General features: G+C 71.1%; 19 protein-coding genes, 1 pseudogene and 1 riboswitch. Of the genes and pseudogenes, 7 read left to right on the top strand and 13 right to left on the bottom strand.

Going from position 1 to position 22,820, the window contains the following annotated elements; genetic code table 11:
• Nucleotides 1–133 precede the first annotated feature (133 nt).
• Nucleotides 134–2,173 carry a putative bifunctional diguanylate cyclase/phosphodiesterase gene (locus LCHO_RS01665; RefSeq protein WP_012345367.1) on the top strand — a complete coding sequence of 680 codons (2,040 nt, stop codon included), beginning with the start codon at nt 134–136 and terminating at the stop codon, nt 2,171–2,173.
• Between the two features lie 68 nt (nt 2,174–2,241).
• Nucleotides 2,242–3,633 (top strand): L-serine ammonia-lyase, encoded by a 1,392-nt coding sequence (locus LCHO_RS01660; protein WP_012345366.1) that lies wholly within the window; start codon nt 2,242–2,244, stop codon nt 3,631–3,633.
• A 14-nt stretch (nt 3,634–3,647) separates the two neighbouring features.
• Here LCHO_RS01660 and gntR read toward each other — a convergent pair whose 3' ends face one another.
• Nucleotides 3,648–4,673: an HTH-type transcriptional regulator GntR gene (gene gntR / locus LCHO_RS01655; RefSeq protein ID WP_012345365.1), complete on the bottom strand. Its 1,026-nt coding sequence runs from the start codon at nt 4,671–4,673 to the stop codon at nt 3,648–3,650.
• 169 nt (nt 4,674–4,842) lie between these two features.
• Here gntR and LCHO_RS01650 point away from each other — a divergent pair, with 169 nt between their 5' ends.
• From LCHO_RS01650 to LCHO_RS01640, 3 genes are all read left to right on the top strand, one after another.
• On the top strand, nt 4,843–5,346 hold the full coding sequence (locus tag LCHO_RS01650; protein ID WP_012345364.1) for a gluconokinase: 504 nt from the start codon (nt 4,843–4,845) through the stop codon (nt 5,344–5,346).
• A gap of 110 nt (nt 5,347–5,456) precedes the next feature.
• Nucleotides 5,457–6,461: a TRAP transporter substrate-binding protein gene (locus LCHO_RS01645; RefSeq protein WP_012345363.1), complete on the top strand. Its 1,005-nt coding sequence runs from the start codon at nt 5,457–5,459 to the stop codon at nt 6,459–6,461.
• Between the two features lie 63 nt (nt 6,462–6,524).
• Nucleotides 6,525–7,610, top strand: coding sequence for an AEC family transporter (locus tag LCHO_RS01640; protein WP_012345362.1), 1,086 nt, complete (start codon nt 6,525–6,527; stop codon nt 7,608–7,610).
• A gap of 24 nt (nt 7,611–7,634) precedes the next feature.
• Here the strand turns inward: LCHO_RS01640 and LCHO_RS01635 are convergent, their stop codons facing one another.
• The 4 genes from LCHO_RS01635 to metX all read right to left on the bottom strand — a co-directional run bounded on the left by LCHO_RS01635 (nt 7,635) and on the right by metX (nt 11,779).
• Entirely contained in the window at nt 7,635–9,128 is a 1,494-nt protein-coding gene (locus tag LCHO_RS01635; RefSeq protein WP_012345361.1) for a M20 family metallopeptidase, read from the bottom strand.
• A gap of 66 nt (nt 9,129–9,194) precedes the next feature.
• Nucleotides 9,195–9,722, bottom strand: coding sequence for a DUF302 domain-containing protein (locus LCHO_RS01630; RefSeq protein ID WP_012345360.1), 528 nt, complete (start codon nt 9,720–9,722; stop codon nt 9,195–9,197).
• A 342-nt stretch (nt 9,723–10,064) separates the two neighbouring features.
• Nucleotides 10,065–10,649 (bottom strand): methionine biosynthesis protein MetW, encoded by a 585-nt coding sequence (gene metW, locus LCHO_RS01625; RefSeq protein ID WP_012345359.1) that lies wholly within the window; start codon nt 10,647–10,649, stop codon nt 10,065–10,067.
• On the bottom strand, nt 10,646–11,779 hold the full coding sequence (gene metX, locus LCHO_RS01620) for a homoserine O-succinyltransferase MetX (RefSeq protein ID WP_012345358.1): 1,134 nt from the start codon (nt 11,777–11,779) through the stop codon (nt 10,646–10,648). Before metX ends, metW begins: the two co-directional genes overlap by 4 nt.
• Before the next feature lie 49 nt (nt 11,780–11,828).
• Nucleotides 11,829–11,904: riboswitch (SAM riboswitch) on the bottom strand.
• Between the two features lie 205 nt (nt 11,905–12,109).
• Here metX and LCHO_RS21865 point away from each other — a divergent pair.
• Nucleotides 12,110–12,739: an ATP-binding protein gene (locus tag LCHO_RS21865; protein ID WP_150105396.1), complete on the top strand. Its 630-nt coding sequence runs from the start codon at nt 12,110–12,112 to the stop codon at nt 12,737–12,739.
• Nucleotides 12,740–12,745: 6 nt separating this feature from the next.
• On the opposite strand, the gene LCHO_RS01610 is transcribed toward LCHO_RS21865, so the two are convergent.
• The 3 genes from LCHO_RS01610 to LCHO_RS01600 all read right to left on the bottom strand — a co-directional run bounded on the left by LCHO_RS01610 (nt 12,746) and on the right by LCHO_RS01600 (nt 16,413).
• Nucleotides 12,746–13,366, bottom strand: coding sequence for a glutathione S-transferase N-terminal domain-containing protein (locus LCHO_RS01610; protein ID WP_012345356.1), 621 nt, complete (start codon nt 13,364–13,366; stop codon nt 12,746–12,748).
• An 88-nt stretch (nt 13,367–13,454) separates the two neighbouring features.
• Nucleotides 13,455–14,744, bottom strand: coding sequence for an amidohydrolase family protein (locus LCHO_RS01605; protein WP_012345355.1), 1,290 nt, complete (start codon nt 14,742–14,744; stop codon nt 13,455–13,457).
• A gap of 67 nt (nt 14,745–14,811) precedes the next feature.
• Nucleotides 14,812–16,413: a GGDEF domain-containing protein gene (locus LCHO_RS01600; protein WP_012345354.1), complete on the bottom strand. Its 1,602-nt coding sequence runs from the start codon at nt 16,411–16,413 to the stop codon at nt 14,812–14,814.
• 68 nt (nt 16,414–16,481) lie between these two features.
• On the opposite strand from LCHO_RS01600, the pseudogene LCHO_RS24230 reads away from it, so the two are divergent.
• Nucleotides 16,482–17,774, top strand: a pseudogene (locus LCHO_RS24230) (glutamate synthase-related protein); the annotation flags it as partial.
• A 228-nt stretch (nt 17,775–18,002) separates the two neighbouring features.
• On the opposite strand, the gene upp reads toward LCHO_RS24230, so the two are convergent.
• From upp to LCHO_RS01570, 5 genes are all read right to left on the bottom strand, one after another.
• The gene (gene upp, locus LCHO_RS22520) at nt 18,003–18,638 is read right to left on the bottom strand and encodes a uracil phosphoribosyltransferase (RefSeq protein WP_012345352.1); all 636 of its coding nucleotides are present in this window, start codon (nt 18,636–18,638) and stop codon (nt 18,003–18,005) included.
• A 42-nt stretch (nt 18,639–18,680) separates the two neighbouring features.
• The gene (locus tag LCHO_RS01585) at nt 18,681–20,009 is read right to left on the bottom strand and encodes a URC4/urg3 family protein (protein ID WP_012345351.1); all 1,329 of its coding nucleotides are present in this window, start codon (nt 20,007–20,009) and stop codon (nt 18,681–18,683) included.
• 10 nt (nt 20,010–20,019) lie between these two features.
• Nucleotides 20,020–21,297: a GTP cyclohydrolase II gene (locus tag LCHO_RS01580; RefSeq protein ID WP_012345350.1), complete on the bottom strand. Its 1,278-nt coding sequence runs from the start codon at nt 21,295–21,297 to the stop codon at nt 20,020–20,022.
• 103 nt (nt 21,298–21,400) lie between these two features.
• On the bottom strand, nt 21,401–22,213 hold the full coding sequence (locus LCHO_RS01575; RefSeq protein ID WP_012345349.1) for an HDOD domain-containing protein: 813 nt from the start codon (nt 22,211–22,213) through the stop codon (nt 21,401–21,403).
• A 143-nt stretch (nt 22,214–22,356) separates the two neighbouring features.
• The gene (locus tag LCHO_RS01570; protein ID WP_012345348.1) at nt 22,357–22,737 is read right to left on the bottom strand and encodes a glutaredoxin domain-containing protein; all 381 of its coding nucleotides are present in this window, start codon (nt 22,735–22,737) and stop codon (nt 22,357–22,359) included.
• Between the last annotated feature and the right edge of the window lie 83 nt (nt 22,738–22,820).

Genomic DNA, 22,820 nt, shown 5'->3' with positions numbered 1-22,820 from the left:
CGGCGGCGCCGCGGCGACACCTTGACGGATGTCAACCATCCGGCAACTACGCCGGCCGGCCGGGCGCGTGCCCGGGACAATCCGCCGGCAGTACCGCGCGGCAGCGCGCGGCCGATCGATCCGTGTTTGCGCCATGTCTCACACCCTCCCGCCCGCCGAGGCCGGCGCCGTCGAACTGGCCCGTCGCAGCGCCCGTTACGGTGCCCTCGACCTGGTCCTGCAGCCGGTCTGGATCTACGACTTCGACCGCCGGCGCGTGCACTGGGCCAACGCCGCCGCGCTGAAGATGTGGAAGGCCGAGTCGCTGCGGGAGCTGTGCCGCCGCGACATGGGCGCCGACATGTCGGCCACCGTGGCGCGCCGCCTGGCGCAGTACCAGGCCGACTTCATCACCCACGCCGCCGTCTTCAACGAACGCTGGACGCTCTACCCGGGCGGCACGCCGGTGGTGCTCAACCTCACCTACAGCGGCCACCGGCTCGACGACGGCCGCATGGCGATGCTCAGCCAGGGCAAGCCGGCGCTCGACGAGCTGCCCGAGTCGACCCGCTCGGTCGAGGCGCTGCTGCACACCGCGGTGATGATCACGCTCTACGACCTGTCGGGCGCGCCGCTCTACCGCAACCCGGCCGCACGCGCGTCGGTGCGCTCGCCGGGCGAGACCCTGCGCGAGCGCATCGTCGACCCGGCGTCGGGCGAGCGTTTCATGGCCGCGCTCGCCCACGAGCAGGCGGCCAACTTCACGCTCGCCGTGCACACCGCGCAGGGCGAGCGCTGGCACGAGATGTCGGCGCGGCACTGCCATGACGCCGTCACCGGCCACGACGCGGTGCTGGTCAGCGAGGCCGATGTCAGCGCCCTCAAGCACACCGAGGCGCAGGCCAGCTTCCAGGCCCTGCACGACGCCCTGACCGGCCTGCCCAACCGCGCCCACGTGATGGAGCGCTTCGCCCAGGCGCTGGCCGACATCCGCGACGCCGGCATGGCGGCGGCGCTGATCTTCATCGACCTCGACCACTTCAAGGACGTCAACGACACGCTCGGCCACGCCGCCGGCGACGAGCTGCTGGTGCACGTCGCCCGGCGCCTGCGCAACGCCATCCGCAGCAGCGACCAGGTGGCGCGGCTGGGCGGCGACGAGTTCCTGATCCTGGTGGCCTCGAAGGACATCGTCGGCGAGGTCGAGCGGGTGCGCCAGCGCATCTCGCAGGCGATCGCCCAGCCGCTGTCGCTGTCGGGCACCGAGGTGCGCGTGACGCCGACGCTGGGCGTGAGCCTGTACCCGCGCGACGGCCTCGACGTCGAGACCCTGCTGCGCAACGCCGACCTGGCGATGTACTGCGCCAAGGAGCGCGGCCGCAACGACATGGCCTATTACGAGGAAGGCCTGGCGGTGGCGATGCGCCAGCGCACCTCGCTCGAAGCCGATCTGCGCCACGCGCTCGAACGCGACGAGTTCGAGGTCTTCTACCAGCCGCGCGTGTGCGTGCACACCCGCCGCGTCGTCGGCGCCGAGGCGCTGCTGCGCTGGCGCTCGCCCGAGCGCGGCCTGGTGATGCCCGACGACTTCATCCCGGTGTGCGAGAGCAGCGGCCTGATCATGCCGATCGGCCTGCGGGTGTTCGAGCAGGTGGCGCGCCAGCAGGCCGAGTGGGCCGCGCGCGGGCTCGACCTGCAGATCTCGGTCAACCTGTCGCCGCGCCAGTTCTCGCACCCGGGCCTGCTCGACGGCATCCGCGCGGCGCTGCGGGTTGCGGCCGGCCGTCCGGCGCGGCTGGAGATCGAGATCACCGAGTCGATGCTGCTGGCGCGCGACGAGCGCCCGCGCGAGGTGCTCGACGCGTTCGAGGCGATGGGCATGTCGATCGCGCTCGACGACTTCGGCACCGGCTACTCGAACCTGGCGGCGCTGCAGCGCTACCCGATCCACACCGTCAAGATCGACAAGACCTTCATCCAGGGCCTCGACACCGACCGGCCGCTGGCCGACATGATCGTCTCGATGTGCCGCCTGATGCGCCTGACGGTGGTGGCCGAAGGGGTCGAGACCTGCGACCAGCTCGACTGGATCGCCGGCCGCGCGATCGACCAGTACCAGGGTTTCCTGTGTGCCCGGGCGCTGCCGGCGGCGGCGTTCGAGGCCCGCTTCATCGACGAGCCGCTGGCCGCCTGAAGCCGATCGGCCGGCCCCCAGGTTCGCGCCCCTGTTCAAGCGCCGCGCGCTGGCGCAAGCTCGCGGCCATGGCAGTCAGCGTCTTCGACCTCTTCAAGATCGGCATCGGGCCGTCGAGTTCACACACCGTGGGGCCGATGCGGGCGGCGCGGCTGTTCGTGCAGCGGCTCGACCAGCAGCGCCAGCTCGAACAGGTGGCGCGCGTCGAGGCCCGGCTCTACGGCTCGCTCGGCGCCACGGGCAAGGGTCACGGCAGCGACAAGGCGGTGCTGCTCGGGCTGCTCGGCGAGGAGCCCGAGTCGGTCGACATCGAGGCCGTCCCGGCCACGCTGGCGCTGATCCGCAGCAGCGGCCAGTTGCGGCTGGCCGGGCGCCACGCCGTCGGCTTCGTCGAGAAGGAGCACCTGACCTTCTACCGCCGCGAGACCCTGCCCTTTCATGCCAACGGCATGAAGCTCGAAGCCTTCGACGCCGCGGGCGCGCGGATCGAGAGCCGCATCTACTACTCGGTGGGCGGCGGCTTCGTGGTCAGCGACGAGGTGGCCGCCGACGGCACGCGGCACCAGGCCATCGCGCCCGACAGCACCGTGCTGCCGCTGCCGTTTCACAGCGGCGCCGAGTTGCTGGCGCTGACGCAAACGCATGGCTGCAGCATCGCCGAGGTGATGCGCCGCAACGAGCGCCATTGGCGCACGGACGCCGAGATCGACGCCGGCCTGTTGCGCATCTGGCAGGTGATGCAGGACTGCGTGCGGCGCGGCTGCGCCACCGAGGGCACGCTGCCGGGCGGCTTCAAGGTCAAGCGCCGCGCCGCCGAGCTGTATCGCCATCTGACCAGCCATCCCGAGGCCGCGCTGCGCGATCCGCTGCAGGTGCTCGACTGGGTCAACCTCTACGCGCTGGCAGTCAACGAAGAAAACGCCGCCGGTGGCCGCGTGGTGACCGCGCCGACCAACGGCGCGGCCGGCATCGTGCCGGCGGTGCTTCATTACTACTCACGTTTCCAGCACGGCGCCAACGACGCCGGGGTGATCGAGTTCCTGCTCACCGCCGCCGCGATCGGCCTGCTCTACAAGGAAAACGCCAGCATCAGCGGCGCCGAGGTCGGCTGCCAGGGCGAGGTCGGCGTGGCCTGCTCGATGGCCGCCGGCGCGCTGTGCGCGGTGCTCGGCGGCACGCCGGCGCAGGTCGAGAACGCCGCCGAGATCGGCATGGAGCACCACCTCGGCCTGACCTGCGATCCCGTCGGCGGGCTGGTGCAGATCCCGTGCATCGAGCGCAACGCCGTCGCCTCGGTGCAGGCGCTCAACGCCGCGCGCATGGCGCTGCGCGGCGACGGCACGCACTTCGTCAGCCTCGACAAGGTCATCAAGACCATGCGCGAGACCGGCGCCGACATGCAGAGCAAGTACAAGGAAACCGCCCGCGGCGGGCTGGCGGTGAACATCGTCGAGTGCTGAGGGGCCGAGGCGCCTCAGGTGCTCTCGCGCACCACCACCGTGTAACCCAGGTCGATCGACGGCTGCGGCACCGGCTCGCCGCGCATCAGCTTGAGCAGCATGGTGGCGGCGGCCTCGCCGATCTCGGCGCGCGGCGTGCGCACGGTGGTCAGCGGCGGGATCACCAGGTCGCTGCCCATCAGGTCGTTGAAGCCGGCGATCGCGACCCGTTCGGGCACGGCGATGCGCGCGCGCGCCGCAGCCAGCAGCGCGCCCTGCGCCAGGTCGTCGTTGCAGAAGAAGATCGCGTCGACCGCCGGCGTGTGCGCCATGATCTGCTCGAACATGCGCCCGCCCAGCGCCATCGACGACGGCGCCGGGTTGAGCCATTCGAGCCGGGCGTCGTGCAGGCCGGCAGCGCTCAGCTCGCGGCGCCAGCCTTCCAGGCGCTGCAGCGTGCGCGGGTCGAGCTGCGCGGCGGCGAAGGCGATGCGCCGGCGGCCACGGTCGAGCAGGTGGCGCGTCATCGCCGCCGCCGCATCGGCCTGCGACAGCCCGACGCAGTGCACGCCCGGCTCGCGGCTGGTCTCCATCAGGTGCACGCACGGCATGCCACCCTGCTCGATCAGCGTGCGCGTGGCCTCGTTGCGGTCCAGCCCGGTGACCAGCAGGCCGGCCGGCCGGTGCACCAGTTGCTCGCGCAGCAGCTGTTCTTCTTCGCTGGCGTCGTAGTGGGTGATGCCGATCAGCGCCAGGTAGCCGGCGCGCCGCAGCGTGCGCTGCACGGCTTCGAGCAGGTCGACGAACAGCGCGTTCGACAGCATCGGGATCAGCACCGCGACATGCGCGCTGCGCTGCGAAGCGAGCGCACGCGCGGCCGGATCGGGCACATAACCCAGCTTGCGCGCCGCCGCCAGCGCGCGCGCCACCAGCTCGGGATCGACCGCGCGCTCGCCCCGCAGCGCGCGCGACACGGTGATCGGGCTCACGCCCGCTGCCTGCGCCACGTCGGAGAGGGTGACGCGGCCGGTGGCACGCGCCCGCTTGGGGGCTGGATTCATGGTCCCAGGGTTTACACGGATTCGAGGGCTGCCATTCTTGCCTAGGATAGCGCTATCCAAAGCAGTCATGAACCCTGGCATCGAAACTCCGTACAGCCCGTCAATGCAGTCGGAGACAGCCGGTCGATCCACAGGGATTTTTTCAACCCGACGAGATAGCGCTATCCAAATGCAGGTTTCAACGGTCTTCATGGGCGTCGCCGGCTGCGGCAAGTCGAGCCTGGCTGCCGCGGTGGCGGCGGCCGAAGCGGCGCCACTGGTCGAGGGCGACGATTTCCACGGCCCGGCCAATCGCGACAAGATGAGCCGCGGCATCGCCCTCACCGACGCCGACCGCGACGACTGGCTGGCGGCGCTGGCGGCGCAGTTGCGCGACGCGCCGCAAGGCATCGTGCTGACCTGCTCGGCGCTCAAGCGCAGCTACCGCGAGCGGCTGCGCAGCGCCGCGCCGGGCCTGCGCTTCGTGTTCCTCGACATCGACCGCGACGCGGCGCTGGCCCGCGTGGCCGGCCGCAACGCCCATTTCTTTTCGGCGAGCCTGGTCGACAGCCAGTTCGCCACCCTCGAATCGCCGATCGGCGAACCCGGCGTGCTGCGCGTGGACGCCACCGAAGCGCCGGCGCAACTGCAGGCCGAGGTCAGCGCCTGGCTGCACGACAGCGGCGCGGCGTGAGCGCCGCGATCCGGCCCTGGCCCTTTCCTGTTCCTGTTCCTGTTTCTCTTCCTGTTCCCGCTCCACAACCTGCGAACGGCGCTGCCCGTTCATCCACCAAGGATTCCGTGATGGCTTTCAAGACCCGCACCCTTCTCCTCGCCGCCGCCCTGATGACGGCCCTGGCCGGCCCGGCCGCGGCGCAAAAAGTGCTGAAGGTCGGCATCGGCCTGTCCGACGATCACCCGCAGGGTCTGGCGGTCAAGAAGTTCGGCGAGCTGCTGGCGCAGAAGTCCGGCGGCAAGCTCAACGCCAAGCTCTACGCCAGCGGCTCGCTGGGCAACGACGTGACGATGACCTCGGCGCTGCGCGGCGGCACCCTGGAGATGACGGTGCCCGACAGCTCGACGCTGGTCAGCCTGGCCAAGGATTTCGGGGTCATCAACCTGCCGCTGACGATCAACACCGAGCAGGAGGCCGATGCGCTGCTCGACGGCCCGTTCGGCCAGAAGCTGCTCGACAAGCTGCCCGAGAAAGGCCTGGTCGGCCTGGCGTTCTGGGAAAACGGCTTCCGCCACCTGACCAACAGCCGCCGCCCGATCACCAAGGCCGACGACATCGCCGGCCTGAAGGTGCGCGTGATCCAGAACCCGCTGTTCATCGAGAGCTTTGCCGCACTCGGCGCCAACGCCACGCCGATGCCGTTCACCGAGCTGTATTCGGCGATGGAGCAGAAGGCGGTCGACGGCCAGGAGAACCCCGGCGCCACCATCCTGGCGAGCAAGTTCTTCGAGGTGCAGAAGCACATGGTGACCTCGCGCCACATCTACAGCGCCTGGGTGCTGCTGCTGTCGAAGAAGACCTGGGACGGCTTCAGTGCCGACGAGAAGAAGGCGGTGCAGGACGCCGCGCGCGAGGCCACGCTGTTCGAGCGCAAGACCATCCGTGATTTCAGCGACAAGGCGCTGGCCGAGCTGAAGAAGGAAGGCCTGCAGATCACCGAGCTGCCCGCCGCCGAGCAGGCCAGGATGCGCACCAAGCTGGCGCCGGTGGTGGCCAAGTTCAGCAAGGAGTTCGGCGAGGCGACGTCCAAGGAGATGTTCGCCGAGCTGGAGCGCATCCGCGCCAGGAAATAAGCGCGATCGGCGGGGCGCCGGGGCGGCTCGGCCGCTGCGGCAGCACGGCGATACTCGCCGCCCATGCAGGCGATCTTCTCCGTCACCGTCCCGTTTTTTGCGCTGATCCTGGCCGGTTACCTGGCCGCGCGGCGGCGCATCCTGCCGCTCGACGCGGTGCCGGGGCTGAACGCCTTCGTCCTCTATTTCGCGCTGCCGTGCCTGCTGTTCCGCTTCGGCTCGACGCTGCCGGTGCGCGAGCTGTTCGATCCGGTCGTGCTGGGCGTCTACCTGCTGTGTGCGCTGGTGATCGTCGGCTTCACGATCGCGGTCACGCTCAAGTCGCCGGTCGGCCTGAAGGATGCCGCCTTCGGCGCGCTCGTCGCGGCCTTCCCGAACTCCGGCTTCATGGGCGTGCCGCTGCTGGTGGCGCTGGTCGGCCAGGCCGCCGCGGGGCCGGTCATCACGGCGGTGATGGCCGACATGATCATCACCAGCTCGCTGTGCATCGCGATCGCGCAGGCCCACCAGGAGCGCCACACCCAGCCGCCGAGCCAGATCGACGACGTCACCAGCACCCTGCCGCCGGGCGTCGAACTCGTGCGCACGCCCGGCGCCACGGCCGAAACCCGCGCGGCGGTGCTGCGCTCGCTGCGCGCGGCGTTCGGCAACCCGCTGCCGTGGTCGATCGGGCTGGGCGCGCTGGCCTCGGCCACCGGCCTGAGCCTGCCCGGCCCGCTCGCCAGCGTGGTCGGCATGCTGGCCAACGCGGCCAGCCCGGTGGCGCTGTTCACGATCGGCGCGGTGCTCTGGCGCGCCGGCCAGCCGCATGCGCCGGTGGCCGTCAACGGCATGGCGGTGGTGCGCCCGCCGCTGGCGACGCCGCTGGCGCGCTACCTGCCGGTGGCGCTGATCAAGCTGCTGCTGCACCCGCTGCTGGTGCTGCTGGTCGGCCTGGCGGCGCGCGGGCTGGGCGCGCCGCTGTCGTCGTTCCAGCTGATGGTGCTGGTGCTGACCGCGGCGCTGCCCAGTGCCAGCAACGTCTCGCTGCTAGCCGAACGCTACGGCGCCGACAACGGCCGCATCGCCCGCATCATCCTGGCTTCGACCGTGCTCGCCTTCGGCAGCTTCTCGGCGCTGGCGTGGTTGTTCGGGGTTCAGCCCGTCTGAGCAGCCGACAGGCGCCTTCGAAGCTCACGGGTGATCGGCGATCACCTGCGCCACGGCGGCGGTGAGCCGCCTGGCGTACGGCAGGTGCAGGAACTCGTTGGGGCCGTGGGCGTTGCTCTTGGGGCCGAGCACGCCGCAGACCATCATCTGGGCCTGCGGGAAACCGCGTTCGAGCATGTTCATCAAGGGGATCGTGCCGCCCTGGCCGATGTAGCCCAGCGGCGCGCCGAACTGCGCGATCGAGGCCGCGTCGAGGCTGCGTTCGAGCCACGGCGACAGGTGCGGCGCGTCCCAGCCGGTCGCGCCCTCGGCGCCGGCGCGGCCGTCGGGCACGAAGGTGACGCGGGCGTTGTAGGGCGGCTCGGCTTCGAGCAGGCGCTTGAGTTCGAGCGCGGCGCTCGGCCCATCCACCAGCGGCGGCAGGCGCAGGCTGAGCTTGAAGGCGCTGTAGGGTCGCAGCACGTTGCCGGCGTGGGCCACCGCCGGGAACCCCTCGGCGCCGGTGACCGACAGCGTCGGCCGCCAGGTGCGGTTGAGCAGCACCTCGGTCGGGTCGGTGGTGGTCGGCAGGGTCGGGCCGCCGTCGGCGCCGCAGGACCACGGCAGGCGCCGCCAGACCTCGTCGCCCAGCAGCGCGGCGGTGGCGCGCGCCTGCGCAAGGCGGTGCGGCGGCACCTCGCAATGCAGGCTGGCGGGCAGCAGGCGGCCGGTGCGGCTGTCTTCGAGCCGGTCGAGCAGCTGGCGCAGCACGCGAAAGCTCGACGGCACCACGCCGCTGGCATCGCCCGAGTGGATGCCTTCGGTCAGCACCTCGACCTTGAGCGTGCCGGTGACGTTGCCGCGCAGCGAGGTGGTGAGCCAGAGCTGCTCGTAGTTGCCCGCGCCGGAGTCGAGGCAGACCACCAGGCTGACGTTGCCCAGGCGCTCGCGCAGCGCATCCACGTAGGCCGGCAGGTCGTAGGAGCCGCTTTCTTCGCAGGTCTCGATCAGGCCGACGATGCGCGGGTGCGCCACGCCCTGCGCCTGCAGCGCCTCGATCGCCGCCACGCTGGCGTAGATCGCGTAGCCGTCGTCGGCGCCGCCGCGGCCGTAAAGCTTGTCGTTCTCGACCACCGGCGTCCAGGGGCCGAGGTCGCTGCGCCAGCCGTTGAACTCGGGCTGCTTGTCGAGGTGGCCGTACATCAGCACGGTGGGCGCGGCGCCGGCGTCGGGCTCGGGCCGGGTGGCCGGCACCTCGAAGAAGACCACCGGCGTGCGCGGCTGGCCGGCGGCGTCGGTCAGGCGGATGACTTCGAGCGTCAGGCCGGCGACGCGGCGGGCCTCGACCCACTGCGCGGCGCGCCGCACCACCGCCTCGATGTGGCCGTTTTCGAGCCACTGCGGATCGAACATCGGGCTCTTGGCGGGCACGGCGATGTAGTCGCGCAGCTCGGGCAGGATGTCGGCGTCCCACGTTTGCGCCAGGCTGGCGCCGAGCGCGGAGGGGTCGAGAACGGGGTGGCGCTCGGGTGCGTTCATGCGGGGCTCCTGGGGCGGCTGGGGATGCGGCAGTTTAGGCCGCAGCGCCCGACCCCGGCGCGGGCGTCAGTGCACCGCCAGGGCGTCGTCGAGCAGGCCGGGCAAGGCGTCCATGCGCTCGCGCAGGTCGTCGGACAGGCTGTGCGCGCCGGGCATGCTGGCGTCGTGGAACCGCACCTCGGCGCCGCCGTCTTCGGTCTGGCTGATCTGCAGCGTCAGCGGCAGGTCGATGGTGGCATCGCCGGCGTGCTGGATCACGGCCGTCTCGTCGGGGCTGGGGCCGAGCACCAGCCACTCGACGTGCTGCCCGGGCATCGGGATGCGCGCCACCACCGACAGGCCGCGAGCCTGCGCGCTGGCCACCACCCGCGCCATCGTCTCGGTGGTCGAGTAGTGGGTCTGGCGGCGGTCCTGGCCGAAGTCCTCGGCCCGTGCATCGCCGGCCGCCAGCATCACCACCGCCATGCAGCCGGTCAACCAGCAGCGCCACGGCATCGAGATGCCGGCCACCTCCTCGCGCGACCGCCTGGCGGCCGGCTCACGGGGGATCGATGTCGATTCGGGACGGGAATGCAGCGGCGAAGACAGAACCATGGGTACTCCTCTGATGTTGTGCGCGACATCGGCGTGGATGTCATCGTGACGCCGATCGACGCCCGGCCCGTGGCACGGCGCGTGGGTCGAGACTGCGCACCAGGTGGCACCTCGACAGCGTGACGCGATGGTGTGACAGCCCCGCGACGCGCAGGTTTCCTTGTGTAAGGATTTGCACGATCCGCTGCGGCGTCAGGCCAGCCGCACGGCCGCGGTTTCGGCCTCGGTTGCCCGGCCGGGTCGTGGCACGGGGGCGCGGATACAGCGGCCGCACGGCGACACCGCGGGCAACATTTGCACACGCTCTGGCCGTGACGGACGTCACGGCGCAGCCGCTGCGGCTCAGCCGCGCTCGAACTTGAAGACGGCGGTGCTGGCCATCAGGTTCGGCCAGCGCCGCACCACCTGGCCGTCGTGCAGGCCGAAGGCCTCGAGCACACGCAGCCCGCACTGGCCGGCCAGCACCTCGAAGTCGGCAAAGGTGCCGACCCGGATGTTGGGCGTGTCGAACCACTGGTAGGGCAGCGCCTTGGTCACCGGCATGCGGCCCTTGAGCACGCTGAGCCGGTTCGGCCAGTGCGCGAAGTTGGGGAAGCTGACGATGCCGATGCGGCCCACGCGCGCGGTCTCGCGCAGCATCGCCTCGGTGTTGCGCAGGTTCTGCAGCGTGTTGAGCTGCAGCACGACGTCGAAGCTGTTGTCCTCGAAGATCGACAGCCCCTCCTCGAGGTTGCGCTGGATGACGTTGACGCCGCGCTTGACGCAGTCGAGCAGCTTGGCATCGTCGAGCTCGACGCCGTAGCCGCTGCAGCCACGCTCGCGGCACAGCATTTCCAGCAGTCCGCCGCCGCCGCAGCCGAGGTCGAGCACCCGGCTGCCGTGCGGCACGAGCTGGGCGATGGTTTCCACCGTCTGGCGCCGGATCATCGGGGCAGCTCCTGGGCGACACGCTCGAAATAGGCCCGCAGCACGCCGTGATAGCGCGGGTCGTCGAGCAGGAAGGCATCGTGGCCGTGCGGGGCCGCGATCTCGGCATAGCTGACGTCGCGGCGGTTGTCGAGCAGCGCCTTGACGATCTCGCGCGAGCGCAGCGGCGAGAAGCGCCAGTCGGTGGTGAAGCTGACGACCAGGAACTTCGCCCGTGCGACGGCCAGCGCCGCGCTCAGGTTGCCGCCGAACTCGCGTGCCGGGTCGAAATAATCCAGCGCACGGGTGATCAGCAGGTAGGTGTTGGCGTCGAAGTACTCGCTGAACTTGTCGCCCTGGTAGCGCAGGTAGCTCTCGATCTGGAACTCGATCTCCTGGGTGCTGTAGGCCAGCTCGGCGCTGCGCAGGGCGCGGCCGAACTTGGCCTCCATCGAGTCGTCGCTGAGGTAGGTGATGTGACCGATCATGCGCGCCACCCGCAGGCCGCGCTTCGGGACCACGCCGTGGGCGTAGAAGTGGCCGGCGTGGAAATCGGGGTCGGTGATGATGGCCCGGCGCGCCACCTCGTTGAAGGCGATGTTCTGCGCCGACAGGTTGGGCGCGCTGGCGATGATCAGCGCGTGGCCGACCCGCGCCGGATGGCGCAGCGTCCAGCTCAGCGCCTGCATGCCGCCCAGGCTGCCGCCGATCACGGCGGCCAGCCGCTCGATGCCGAGGCCGTCGAGCAGGCGGGCCTGGGCGTCGACCCAGTCCTCGACCGTCACGACCGGAAAATCGGCGCCGTAGGGCCGGCCGGTGGCGGGATTGGGATGGGTCGGGCCGGTCGAGCCGAAACACGAACCCGGGTTGTTGACGCCGATGACGAAGAACCGGTTGGTGTCCAGCGGCTTGCCGGGGCCGATCAGGTTGTCCCACCAGCCTTCGCTGCGGTCGCTGTCGGCGTAGGTGCCGGCGACGTGGTGGCTGGCGTTGAGCGCGTGGCACACCAGCACCGCGTTGCTGCGGTCGGCGTTGAGCGTGCCGTAGGTTTCGTAGACCAGCGTGTAGTCGCGCAAGGCGGCGCCGCTGCGCAGCGGCAGCGCGTCGCTGAAGGACATCTGCTGGGCCGTGACGTGGCCGAGTGTCACCATGGATCCCGAAAAGCAAAAAACCCGGCGGCGCCGTCGAGAGGCCGACACCGGATTGATCGGGTGTACCTCTTTAGCGGCATTTCTAGAGCGCCCGCAAGCCGGATCAAATCGGCGCTGTCCGGCCAGTGTAGCGCCGTTCATTTGCCGTCCCCGCATCCCGGGGGCGCCGCCCTCCAGGCGGGTGCCACCCCACATCTCCGGGATGGGCGACGTCAAGGGGGAGCCGGAAAATTTTCACGTTTGCTGCCGGTTCGCGCTGTCGAACCGGCCCGCAACGTGAACCATCACACGAGCCACCTTCCCCGTTATCCGACACATCCCGCGATGCACATGGCACACCCTCCCGCGCTGGAGCCCGGGTCCGCCGCACGGCACACGCCGCCATCCGCGGCGGGCATGGCGGTGATGCGGGGCCGCGGGATGTCGGCGACGATGCACGCGCTGCTGCGGGCCGCCGCCGGTCTGCTGCTGAACCGGCGCGTCTGGCGGGCCCCCGTCGACCCGCTCACGCCGTCGCGCCTGGACGCTCATCAAGCACGGTTCGTCGACGCCTTCGCGCCTTGGCATCAACAGGCTGCGCGGTCCTTGGTGGCGGTCGGCCTGACGCTGCGCTGGGCGCGCGGCACGGGCGTGGACACGCTGCGCCTGACCGCGGACACGACCCGGGGCTTGCTGGCGATCGCCCAGGACGCCCTCGACGAGGTGCTGCGCCACGCGTCCGAACCGGGCCAGGTGCGCCTCGAACTCGACCTGCTGCACGGCGAAACCGGCTCGCACCTGCGGATGGCGGTCATCGACACCGGCCGCACCAGCACCGGCCCGGCGCGGCAGCCCGCCTCGCATGGCCACGAACTGGCGATGGCCCAGCGCCACGCGACGCAACTCGGCGCGCAACTCGAGATCGGCATCGACGCGAACGGCTGGTGCGCCGAACTGGTGCTGCAGCTGGCACCGGCCTGAACGGCCTCAGGCGGTCGGCGGCTGGGTCTGGACGAAGCTGGGGCGCTGGCCGAGCTTGTCGACCAGGCGCACCAGATTGGGATATTGCGTGCGCCAGGCCAGGTCCGGGAAACGGAAATCCAGGTACGACAAGGCACAGCCGACCGCGATGTCGGCCAGCGACAGGTGCAGGCCACAGCACCAGGCCTGTTCGCCCAGGTCCCTGGCCATCGCCGCCACGCCCGCCTGCACCTTGTCGATGTGGCGGTCGATCCAGGCCTGGCAACGTTCGGCATCGGTGCGACCGGGCCAGACGGCTTCGAGGCGCGCAGCCACCGCGGCGTCCACCACGCCATCGGCGAGCGCCTCCCAGGTGCGCACCTCGGCGCGCTCACGGCCGCGCTCGGGGATCAGGCGGCCGAGCGGCGACAGGGTGTCGACGTATTCGACGATCACGCGCGAATCGAACAGCGCATCGCCGCCATCGAGCAACAGGCAAGGCACCTTGCCCAGCGGGTTGTGCGACGCGACCTGCGGCTGCGCCGACCAGGGGTCGTCAAGCTCGAGCTTGTACTCGAGCTTCTTCTCGGCCAGCACGATGCGCACCTTGCGGGCGTAGGGGCTGGTGAGGGATGCGATCAGTCTCATGGGCAGTGCTCGAAGGGCTCTCAACCCATCATCAATTGGTCAAAATCATTCTAGCCAGACACCGAGTCAAAGCCAGCGCTCGACCGGTTCATCCGCGCATCAAGGTGCAATCGGTCCGGGCCGGCCGTCCGGGCAGGGACAGACGGGTTTCGACCGGCGCATTGCGGGCGATCACCTGGCCACGCCGCATCACCCACAGCCGGTTGGCGCGCAGGCGGATCGCCTCGATCGGCGAACGCGCCTGCAGCAGCACCAGATCGGCGTGGCAGCCGGGCGCCAGGCCGTAATCCTGCAGCCCGAGGATGCGCGCGCTGTTGACCGTGACGGCGTCGAAACACGCCTGCATCTGCGCCTGCGAGGTCATCTGCGCCACGTGCAGGCCCATCTGCGCCACTTCGAGCATGTCGGCCGAACCGAGCGAGTACCACGGGTCCATCACGCAATCGTGACCGAAACCGACGTTGACGCCCGCGGCCATCAGCTCGGGCACGCGTGTCATGCCGCGGCGCTTGGGGTAGGTGTCGTGGCGGCCCTGCAGCGTGATGTTGATCAGCGGATTGGCCACCGCGTGCACCTGCGCCTCGGCGATCAGCGGGATCAGCTTGGAGACGTAGTAGTTGTCCATCGAGTGCATCGAGGTCAGGTGCGAGCCGGTGACGCGGCCCTGCAGCCCCAGGCGCTGAGTCTGAAACGCCAGCGTCTCGATGTGGCGCGACAGCGGGTCGTCGCTCTCGTCGCAATGCATGTCGACGCGCAGGCCGCGCTCGGCGGCCAGCTCGCACAGCAGCCGCACGCTCTCGGCGCCGTCGGCCATCGTGCGCTCGAAATGCGGGATGCCGCCGACCACGTCGACACCCAGGTCGAGCGCGCGCTTCAGGTTGGCCAGCGCGGTCGGCGCGCGCAGCACGCCGTCCTGCGGGAACGCCACCAGCTGCAGGTCGAGGTAGGGCGCGACCCGCCGGCGCACCTCGGTCAGCGCCTCGACCGCCAGCAGCCGGTCGTCGCAGATGTCGACGTGGCTGCGGATCGCCAGCAGCCCGCGCGCCACCGCCCAGTCGCAGTACTGCAGCGCGCGCTCGATCAGCGCCTCCTGCGTCAGCAGCGGCTTCAACTCGCCCCACAGCGCGATGCCTTCGAGCAGCGTGCCGCTGCGGTTGACGCGCGGCAGGCCGTGGCTGAGCGTGGCGTCCATGTGGAAATGGGCGTCGACGAAGGGCGGGCTGAGCAGCCAGCCCTGGGCGTCGATCCGCTCGGCGCCGTCCGGGCTCGGCAGTTGCGGGCCGACCGCGACGATGCGGCCGGCGTCGATCAGGACGTCCTGGGCGCTGCGCCCGTCGGGCAGGCTGGCGTTGGTGATGAGCGTCGGGTTGGCGGGCATGGCGGCGTGATTCGGGGTGGAACAAGAAGCCTGTGCCACCCCTTGCAGGCATCGTGCCCGCGGCGGCTCAGGCGGCGTCCGGCAGGCGGCGGTATTCGCGCCGCAGGCTGGCGAAGCGGGCCGACTCGCAGCGCCGCATCATGGCGTCGAGTGTGTCACCGACCCGCGCGCTGGCGTGGCCCAGGCAGACCCGCACCTCCAGGCCGGGCGAGATGCCGGACCAGTCGTAGGCCCGCACGGTCGCCAGCACCCGCTCGCCGGCCCGCGCCGCGTCGTCGCCGCTGGCGCGCTGCAGCAGGGCGCCGAGTTCGTCGTGGCTCCAGCGCGCCGGCAGGTCCCCGGCCCGCAGCACCTGCCGCAGCAGCGCCGCCAGCGTGCACAGCACGCGGTCGCGCACCAGCGGGCTGTGATGGGCGGCCAGCACCTGGCCGGGGTCGAGCGCCAGCACCAGCACCGAGACCTGCGCGCGGGCCGGGTCGGCGCGCTGCAGCAGCTCGTCGGCCTGGGCCTGGAAATGTTCGCGGCTCGCCAGGCCGGTCAGGCTGTCTTCGCGGCGCCAGGCCGGCAGGCCGATCGGGCGCTTGTTCAGGTCACGCAGGCGCAGCTCGAAGCTCGCCATGTCCTGACGCAGGGCCTGCGCGTCGACGTCCGCCGCAGCCGGCCGGCCCTGCAGCGCCTGCAAGGCCGCCGAGCCCTGCCGCATGCGACCGGGCCGTGCCAGCGCCACGAGCAGCAGCCGGCGGGCCTGTTCGGCCAGTGGCTGATGACCCATCTGCCGGGATTCGTCGAGCATCCGGGCGGCCTGGGTTTCGACCTGCGGCCAGTCGCGACGCGACGCGGCGATCGCGACGCCGGCCCAGGCCACCAGCAGGTCCAGCCAGGCCCGCTCATGCTGCGGCCTCGGCTGCAGGGCACCGAGCTGGCCGTCGGCCTGGGCCACGTCACCGCGCCAGCAGGCCAGCATCAGCTGCACCCAGCCGAGCAGGAAACGGCCGCCGCGCTGGGTGTTGCCGGCCATCACGCCGGGCGTCACTTCGCAGCGCGCCAGGGCGGCATCGAGCGCCTGTTCGACGCTGCGGCGCTGGGCTGGCGTCGGCAGGCCGGCGGCCGCATCCCACTGCATGGCCAGCATCAGGGTTTCGGCGAAGGCGGCGTGGATCAGCAGGTGCGCCTCCCAGTCGATCCGCCCAGCGGCCCGCGCCTGGCCGGCGCCGCTGGCGAAGCAGTTGCGCGCCGCATCGGTCTGGCCGAGCCAGGCCTGCGCCAGGCCGAGCACGTCGGTGGCCTGCACCGCCGCCAGCGTGCCGGGGCACTGGGTGGCGAGCTGCAGCGCCAGGCAGCCCGCCTCGAGCGCGCCATCGGGCTGGCCGAGCACCGAGCCGGCCGCACAGACCAGCGCCAGCGCCTCGACCTCGAACTCGGTGTCGCCCGCCACCCGGCTCAGCGCCGCCGCCCGGCGTGCAGCCGCCAGCGCCGGCGCAAAACGCGCCTCGCGCTGATCGCACAGCGCCAGATGCAGTTCGGCACGCGCCTCCTGGCCCAGATCACCGCTCTCGATGGCGCGTTCACGCATCTGGCGAGCGGTGTCACGACACGCATCGAGCGCGCCTTCGCGCCACTGCGCCACGCAGGCGGTGTCGAGTTCATCGAGGCTGAGGAGTCGGTTCATGGCTATCCCTGGTTTTTGTGCAGCCCCGGGCATGACGGCCGGACCTGTTGCTCGTGGAGGTGCTCAGTATGCAAACGACTGTTCGAGATGACTGCGACAGAGTGCGCGTTTTTCCACAATGGGGCTCCCGATCCCGCAAAACCAGGGCCGGATCGAGGCCCGAAAACGCAGAACTGGGCCCTGCCGCCCACCCACATGCAGCCTTGGCGCCACGCCTGTGCGGCCTAGCATCGATGCACACCGGTATCCCCGATGCCCTGATCGCCGCGGAGGTCGACATGCCTGGCTGGTTGCTCGCCCTGGATCGCCACCTGGATCGCCATTTCCCCGTCCTGCTCGAATGGCTGCGCCCGGAGCGCCACCGCCTCATCGACAGCGCCCCCTGCTCGCTGGGCAGCCCGCACGACGCGCCGGCCTGCGGCCACGAGTGGATGAGGCGTGCGACGACGCCGAGCACGCTCGCAGGCCACGACTTCCGGGTGCTGATCGGCAGCGCGGCGTCGTGCCGCCAGCCGTATCGCGCATCGGTCTTCAACCTCCATGCGTCGAGCGCCGACACGCTGTCGGCCGACGCGATCCTGGCCCTCGGCGGCGCGGCCAGGCGCGGCGGCTTTGCCCACGGCACCAGCGAAGGCCCGATCAGCGCGCAGCACCGGGTGCACGGCGGCGACCTGATCTGGCAGATCGGCCCGGGGCACGTCGGCTGCCGCGACGAGCTGGGCCGCTTCGATCCGGTGCGGTTTGCCGAACAGGCCACCGCGCCGCAGGTCCGGATGATCGAGATCACGCTCGGCCCGGACCGATGGCCCGACCCCGGCGGCGGCGCCTTCGGCCATCCGGTCGAGCTGATGCTGTTCATCGAGCGGCTGCGCCGGCTCTCGGGCGGCAAGCCGGTGGGCATCCGGTGGTGCACCGGCCACCCGCTGGCGTGGTTTTCGCTGGTCAAGGCGATGCGGCACACCCACATGACACCCGATTTCATCGTCGTCGACGGCCTGCAGGACGACAACGGCACCACGCCGCTCGATCGGGCCGGGCCGGCCGGCCTGCGTCTGGTGCACGACACGCTGGTCGGCACGGGCTTGCGCGAGCGCATCCGCATCGGCTGCATCACCCCGGTGGCGAGTGCCTTCGACATCGCCCGCGTGATGGCGCTCGGCGCCGACTGGTGCAGCTCGGCACGCGGCTTCATGTTCGCGCTCGGCTGCATCCAGGTGCAGGACTGCCATGCCGGCGCCTGCCCGACCGGCGTCGCCAGACGGGCCGGGCACGAGCCGCGCGCACGGGTGATGCCCGACAAGATCGAGCGCGTCGAACGCTTCCACCGCTACACGCTGGAGGCGCTGAAAGAACTGCTGCAGGCCGCCGGCCTGAGCCATCCGGACGAGATCCGCCCGGCGCACATCCAGCGCCATGTCGGCCGCCATGCGGTCGGCTCGCTGGCCGACCGGCTGATCGACGTGCCGCCCGGCGCCGTGCTGGCGGCCGAGCGGGGTGAAGGCCCCTGGCCGGATGCGGTGTTCGCGCGCGACTGGCCGCGCGCCCGCGCCGACAGCTTCAGCCCGGCGCTGCCGCCGTCATGTCAGGCTTCACTTGGTGCCGAACATCCGGTCGCCGGCGTCGCCCAGGCCCGGCACGATGTACCCGTGCTCGTTGAGCTGCCGGTCGACGGCCGCGGTGTAGACCGGCACGTCGGGATGGTGGGCGTGGAAGTGCGCGAGCCCCTCGGGTGCTGAGAGCAGGCTGACGAAACGGATCGAGCGCGGCCGCGTCTCCTTGAGCCGCTCGACCGCCGCCACCGCCGAGTTGCCGGTGGCCAGCATCGGATCGAGCACGATGGCGTCGCGCTCGGGCATGTCGTGCGGCATCTTGAAGTAGTACTCGACCGCGATCAGCGATTTCGGGTCGCGGTACAGGCCGATGTGGCCCACCCGCGCGCCCGGCACCACCTGCAGCATGCCGTCGAGGAAACCGCTGCCCGCGCGCATGATCACCACGAACACCGTCTTGCGGCCTTCGATCACCGGGCTGCGCATGGTCTCGAGCGGGGTCTCGATCTCGATCAGCCGGGTCGGCATGTCGCGCGTGACCTCGTAGGCCATCAACAGGCTGATCTCCTCGAGCAGGCGCCGGAAGCTGCTGGTGGAAAGGTCCTTCTGGCGCATCAGCGTGAGCTTGTGCTGGACGAGCGGGTGGCCGACGACGTGGACCTGGGGCGAAGTCATGAGAGCGGTTCCTTGTTCCGGAGCGGGGGCAGAAATCGGAGATCAGAAGACGGTGCCGTCGCTGACGATGGCCAGCGGCGGCGGCCCGCCGAGGCGGCGTTCGGCGGCGATCTGCCGGCCGGCGGCCCAGCTGCCACCTTCGAGGATGCAGGCCAGCGGCAGCTGTTCGGCGGTGACGCTGAGTTCGGCGCGCACCAGCGGCGCGAGTTCGTCGAGCAGCGCCACGGTCAGTGCGCGCCACTCGATCACCCACGGGTCGGCCGGCGTGCGCGGCGAGGCCGCAAACGCCGGGTCGCGCGGCACGATGACGCCGGCGTCGAGCAGCAGGCCGCCGTTGCGGTATTCGGGCAGGCCAGTCAGTTCGTCGAGCCCGGTGACCTGCACGCCGGCCCACTCGAAGGGTTCGAGCAGCGAATACGTCAGCCACTGCGACAGCTTGTGGAACGGCACCCAGCCGGCGCTCGGGCCGCTGCCGCCGGCGGCGGGATGCGGCCAGGCGTCGCCGAGCGGCACGCGCTGATCACCCGACACGAGCCACTGGCCGCTCGGCCAGATCGCGCTGAAAGCGTCGAGCAAGGCGCCCAGGATGCGCGCCGCGCCGACCTGGTGGTGGTGCCCACCCGGCTGTGGATGGTGGTGGTTGAGCGCCGGGGCGTGGCGGTGGTGCGTCAGCGCGTCGAACAGATGGCCGGGCTGGCCGACGGTGGTGAAGACCTGCGGCTGCGCACGCAGCGCCGCGCCGAGGCTGCGCAGCAAGGCGGCGCGGCCGTCGAGCCCGACCAGCGGGTTGTCGTCACGCACCTGGAAGACCGCGCGCAGATCATCGGCCTGCAGCTTGAGCAGCGCCACCGCGTCGACCCGGTAGGGATCGCCCGGATCACTTGAAAACCGCCCGGCCATGAAGGCGTCGAAACTGGCCACGGCCAGGCCTTCGCTGCGCGTGAAATGCAGCCCGGTCGCGGCCTCCAGATAACGCCAATCCGGGCCCGCGCCGGCGTCGAGCAGCACGCTGATCAGCGCCAGGTCGATGCGCGAGCGCGCCACCGCGACGTGGCTGCGGCCGGCCAGCCGGGCGTCGAGCTGATCCTTGCGGTCGACCCCGCCGGCCTCGAAGTGGCGCCAGCGGCTGTGATACGGGATCGTCAGGCTCGGAAAACGCGCCCGCGTGAGGGTGGCGATGCGCATCGCCACCGCGGCGAGGCGGCTGCGGTCGATCGTGAAGTGGGCCGATTCGCCCTGGCTGGCGGCCAGCGTGATGGCCGTGCAGCGCTGGCGGATGGTGGCCGGCTGGCGCAGCGTGCGCAATGCATCGGCCAGGCTGGCGGGCGGCGTGGCCGTCGCGTCACCGGCGGCGTGGAGGTGCGCGCTCATCGCGGCGCCCTCAGCTCAGGCCGCGGCCCTTGACGGCCGCCAGCTGCGCCTCGTCGGGCACCGAACCGTCGGTGAAATACCCGGCTGCGATCTTGGCCTCGATCTCGACCCGCGCATCGGCGGGCACCAGCGAGTCGGGAATCTTGACGCGCTCGCCCACTTCGATGCCGCTGCCGGTGATGGCGTCGTACTTGTCGTTGCTCATGCTGACCAGCCGGTGGATCTTGCGGATGCCCAGCCAGTGCAGCACGTCGGGCATCAGCTCCTGGAAACGCATGTCCTGCACGCCGGCCACGCACTCGGTGCGCAGGAAATACTTGTCGGCCGAGTCGCCGCCGACCTGCCGCTTGCGCGCGTTGTAGACCAGGAACTTGGTGACTTCGCCGAGCGCCCGGCCCTCCTTGCGGCTGTAGGCGATCAGGCCGACGCCGCCGCGCCCACCGTGCGCCACGCTCTGCGCGCCGGCGATGCATTCCTCGATCGCGTGCGTCAGGTAGGGGCGGCAGGTGCAGATGTCGGAGCCGAACACGTCGGAGCCGTTGCACTCGTCGTGCACCCGCGCGGTCAGCGTGACCGCTGGGTTGGCCAGGTCCTGCGGGTTGCCGAAGATGTAGATCGTCTGCCCGCCGATCGGCGGCAAAAACACCTCGATGTCGCTGCGCGTCACCAGCTCGGGGTACATGCCGCCGGTCTCCTCGAACAGCGTGCGGCGCAGTTCGCCCTCGCTGACCTTGAAGCGCTCGGCCACGCCCGGCAGCCACCAGACCGGCTCGACCGCCACCTTGGTCACCACCGCCGAGCCGTTTTCGAGCAGCACCTCGCCGTCGGCCTTCAGGCGACCGAAGGCCATCGCCTGGCGGATCTCGGGCAGGTCGATGTGGGCCCGCGTGACGGCCAGCGTCGGGCGGATGTCGTAGCCCTGTTCGATGTAGTCGGCGTAGACCCGCGCCACCATCGCACCCCACGGGTCGATCGAGACGATCTTGTGCGGATCGGCCCACTGCGGGTGTGGGCCGATGACGTCGGTCGGCGAGGTGTTGGTGAGATCGGTGCGGTGGCCGCGTTCGAGCGAGCCGGCCGCCACGGCGAGGGCCCGGTAGACGCCGTAGCTGCCGCTGTGGGTGCCGATGACGTTGCGCTGGCTGCGGTTGACGGTGCTGCCGACGATCGGGCCGCGCAGCAGCGGATCGGCCGCGCCCCACTGGATGGCCGGCGCACCGGTGGTGCCCTGGCCCGGGTGGGACGTCAGGCGGATGTGGTTGGGCGTGGAGGGAACATCGCGGGCCATTCAAGCTGCTCCTGGAAGGCTGTGGCCCAGCATACTGCTGCGGCCTTGAAGTGCAAGCACTGGCAAGCGGCGTGCCCACCGGGTGCTTGCGGGGGGATCCGGATCAGGCGTCGACCGCCTGCAGACGCCGCCACGACGGCTGCACCGCGGCCACCAGATCGGCCGGGCCGCAACCGCTGCCGGGCGAGACCGCGGCGGCCACATCGGCCACGCTCACGCTGGCGTCGGCCAGCAGGGCCTCGACGACCGCCCCCAGACCGAGCAGGCGGCGCACCGGGGTCTGGAGCTCGGCCCACTGGCCCGGCGGGCGCACGTGTTCGCGCACGTACTTGACGACATCCGGCGCCAGGCCCCAGGCCGCACACAACGCGCTGCCGAGGGCGGCGTGGTTGATGCCGAAGGTCTTCTGCTCGGCCTGCACCAGCGCCTGGCGATCGCCCCGGGCCGCGGCCAGCAGCGCCGCATACGGCTGCGCCACCTTGACCAGCAGCACCGCCTGACCGCAGCGCGCGAACAGGCCCGCGGTGTGCGCCTGCAGCGCATCCAGTCCCAGCGCCTGCGCCGAGCGGCCCATCAGCAGGCCGGCGCGAGAGGCGTGCGACCACACCGCGTCGAGCGCGGGCGTGGGCGGGAAGGCCGCGCGCAAGGCGCTCTCGTAGGTGATCGCCACCACCTCGTCGGTGCCGAGGTAACGCACCGCCTCGCCGACCGTCTGCACCCGTCGCAGCAGGCCGAACATCGCCGAGTTGACGGTGCGCACGACGGCCGACGCCAGCGCCATGTCCGACTCGATCAACTGTGCGACCGCAGCCAGCGGCACCTCGCCGTCCTGCAGCAGCGCGAGCAGTTCCACCAGCACCCGCGGGCTGGCTGGCAGGTCGACGTCGAGGTTGCGCAGTTCGGAGGGCAAGGTCATGGCGGGATCCCGGTTCGGCGGAGGGAGGAGGTTCTCGAGCGTCAGCTTGCCTCATGCACCTCGATGGCGCAGCTCCGTCGGACGCACCCGTTCGGACTTTGCGCACGCCCGAGCGCACCACGAAAGCGCCCGGCGCACGGCGCTCATGCCCGGTCGGGCTGCCGCAGCATCAGCGCGAGTTCGCCGCTGGCCAGCAGGCGCTGCAGGTCGCTGGCGCCGCCGACCAGCTGGCCGTGCACGAAGACCATCGGAAAGGTCGGCCAGCCGGTCCACATCTTCAGTGCATTGCGGCGTCTCCACTGGCTCAGGTAGCTGCCGAAATCGAGGTCGTGGTGGGCGATGCCGGCGGCGTCGAGCAGGCGCCGGGCCTTGCGCGGGAACGGGTTGCCCGACATGCCGATCACCACCACCGGATGGGCCTCGATGGCCGCCTGCACCTGCGCAATGATGTCGGCGTGAAGGCGCGCCACCCGCTCGCGCACGGCGGGATGGATCTGTTGGCTCGGGAGGATGGGGCGGGTCATCGGCAGGTCCGGTTGCGGCTCGGGGATCGGCAGGTCGGCTGCGCAGGCCCTTGCAGATCGCAGGCCTCGCCGGCCGGGGCCGA

Origin of the sequence: Leptothrix cholodnii SP-6, from assembly GCF_000019785.1 — a bacterium.
GTDB classification, from domain to species: Bacteria; Pseudomonadota; Gammaproteobacteria; order Burkholderiales; family Burkholderiaceae_C; genus Sphaerotilus; species Sphaerotilus cholodnii.
Note: the sequence above shows the minus strand (reverse complement) of the source record. Positions and strands in the feature narration are given on the sequence as shown.

What these genes read in the sequence shown, in the direction of transcription:
- LCHO_RS01580 (WP_012345350.1), bottom strand. Translation starts at nt 21,297, where the DNA reads ATGGCCCGCGATGTTCCCTCCACGCCCAACCACATCCGCCTGACGTCC.
- LCHO_RS01610 (WP_012345356.1), bottom strand. Translation starts at nt 13,366, where the DNA reads ATGAGACTGATCGCATCCCTCACCAGCCCCTACGCCCGCAAGGTGCGC.
- LCHO_RS01660 (WP_012345366.1), top strand. Translation starts at nt 2,242, where the DNA reads ATGGCAGTCAGCGTCTTCGACCTCTTCAAGATCGGCATCGGGCCGTCG.
- LCHO_RS01645 (WP_012345363.1), top strand. Translation starts at nt 5,457, where the DNA reads ATGGCTTTCAAGACCCGCACCCTTCTCCTCGCCGCCGCCCTGATGACG.
- metX (WP_012345358.1), bottom strand. Translation starts at nt 11,779, where the DNA reads ATGGTGACACTCGGCCACGTCACGGCCCAGCAGATGTCCTTCAGCGAC.
- metW (WP_012345359.1), bottom strand. Translation starts at nt 10,649, where the DNA reads ATGATCCGGCGCCAGACGGTGGAAACCATCGCCCAGCTCGTGCCGCAC.
- gntR (WP_012345365.1), bottom strand. Translation starts at nt 4,673, where the DNA reads ATGAATCCAGCCCCCAAGCGGGCGCGTGCCACCGGCCGCGTCACCCTC.
- LCHO_RS01600 (WP_012345354.1), bottom strand. Translation starts at nt 16,413, where the DNA reads ATGAACCGACTCCTCAGCCTCGATGAACTCGACACCGCCTGCGTGGCG.
- LCHO_RS01665 (WP_012345367.1), top strand. Translation starts at nt 134, where the DNA reads ATGTCTCACACCCTCCCGCCCGCCGAGGCCGGCGCCGTCGAACTGGCC.
- LCHO_RS01570 (WP_012345348.1), bottom strand. Translation starts at nt 22,737, where the DNA reads ATGACCCGCCCCATCCTCCCGAGCCAACAGATCCATCCCGCCGTGCGC.
- upp (WP_012345352.1), bottom strand. Translation starts at nt 18,638, where the DNA reads ATGACTTCGCCCCAGGTCCACGTCGTCGGCCACCCGCTCGTCCAGCAC.
- LCHO_RS01650 (WP_012345364.1), top strand. Translation starts at nt 4,843, where the DNA reads ATGCAGGTTTCAACGGTCTTCATGGGCGTCGCCGGCTGCGGCAAGTCG.
- LCHO_RS01635 (WP_012345361.1), bottom strand. Translation starts at nt 9,128, where the DNA reads ATGAACGCACCCGAGCGCCACCCCGTTCTCGACCCCTCCGCGCTCGGC.
- LCHO_RS01630 (WP_012345360.1), bottom strand. Translation starts at nt 9,722, where the DNA reads ATGGTTCTGTCTTCGCCGCTGCATTCCCGTCCCGAATCGACATCGATC.
- LCHO_RS01605 (WP_012345355.1), bottom strand. Translation starts at nt 14,744, where the DNA reads ATGCCCGCCAACCCGACGCTCATCACCAACGCCAGCCTGCCCGACGGG.
- LCHO_RS01585 (WP_012345351.1), bottom strand. Translation starts at nt 20,009, where the DNA reads ATGAGCGCGCACCTCCACGCCGCCGGTGACGCGACGGCCACGCCGCCC.
- LCHO_RS01575 (WP_012345349.1), bottom strand. Translation starts at nt 22,213, where the DNA reads ATGACCTTGCCCTCCGAACTGCGCAACCTCGACGTCGACCTGCCAGCC.
- LCHO_RS01640 (WP_012345362.1), top strand. Translation starts at nt 6,525, where the DNA reads ATGCAGGCGATCTTCTCCGTCACCGTCCCGTTTTTTGCGCTGATCCTG.
- LCHO_RS21865 (WP_150105396.1), top strand. Translation starts at nt 12,110, where the DNA reads ATGGCACACCCTCCCGCGCTGGAGCCCGGGTCCGCCGCACGGCACACG.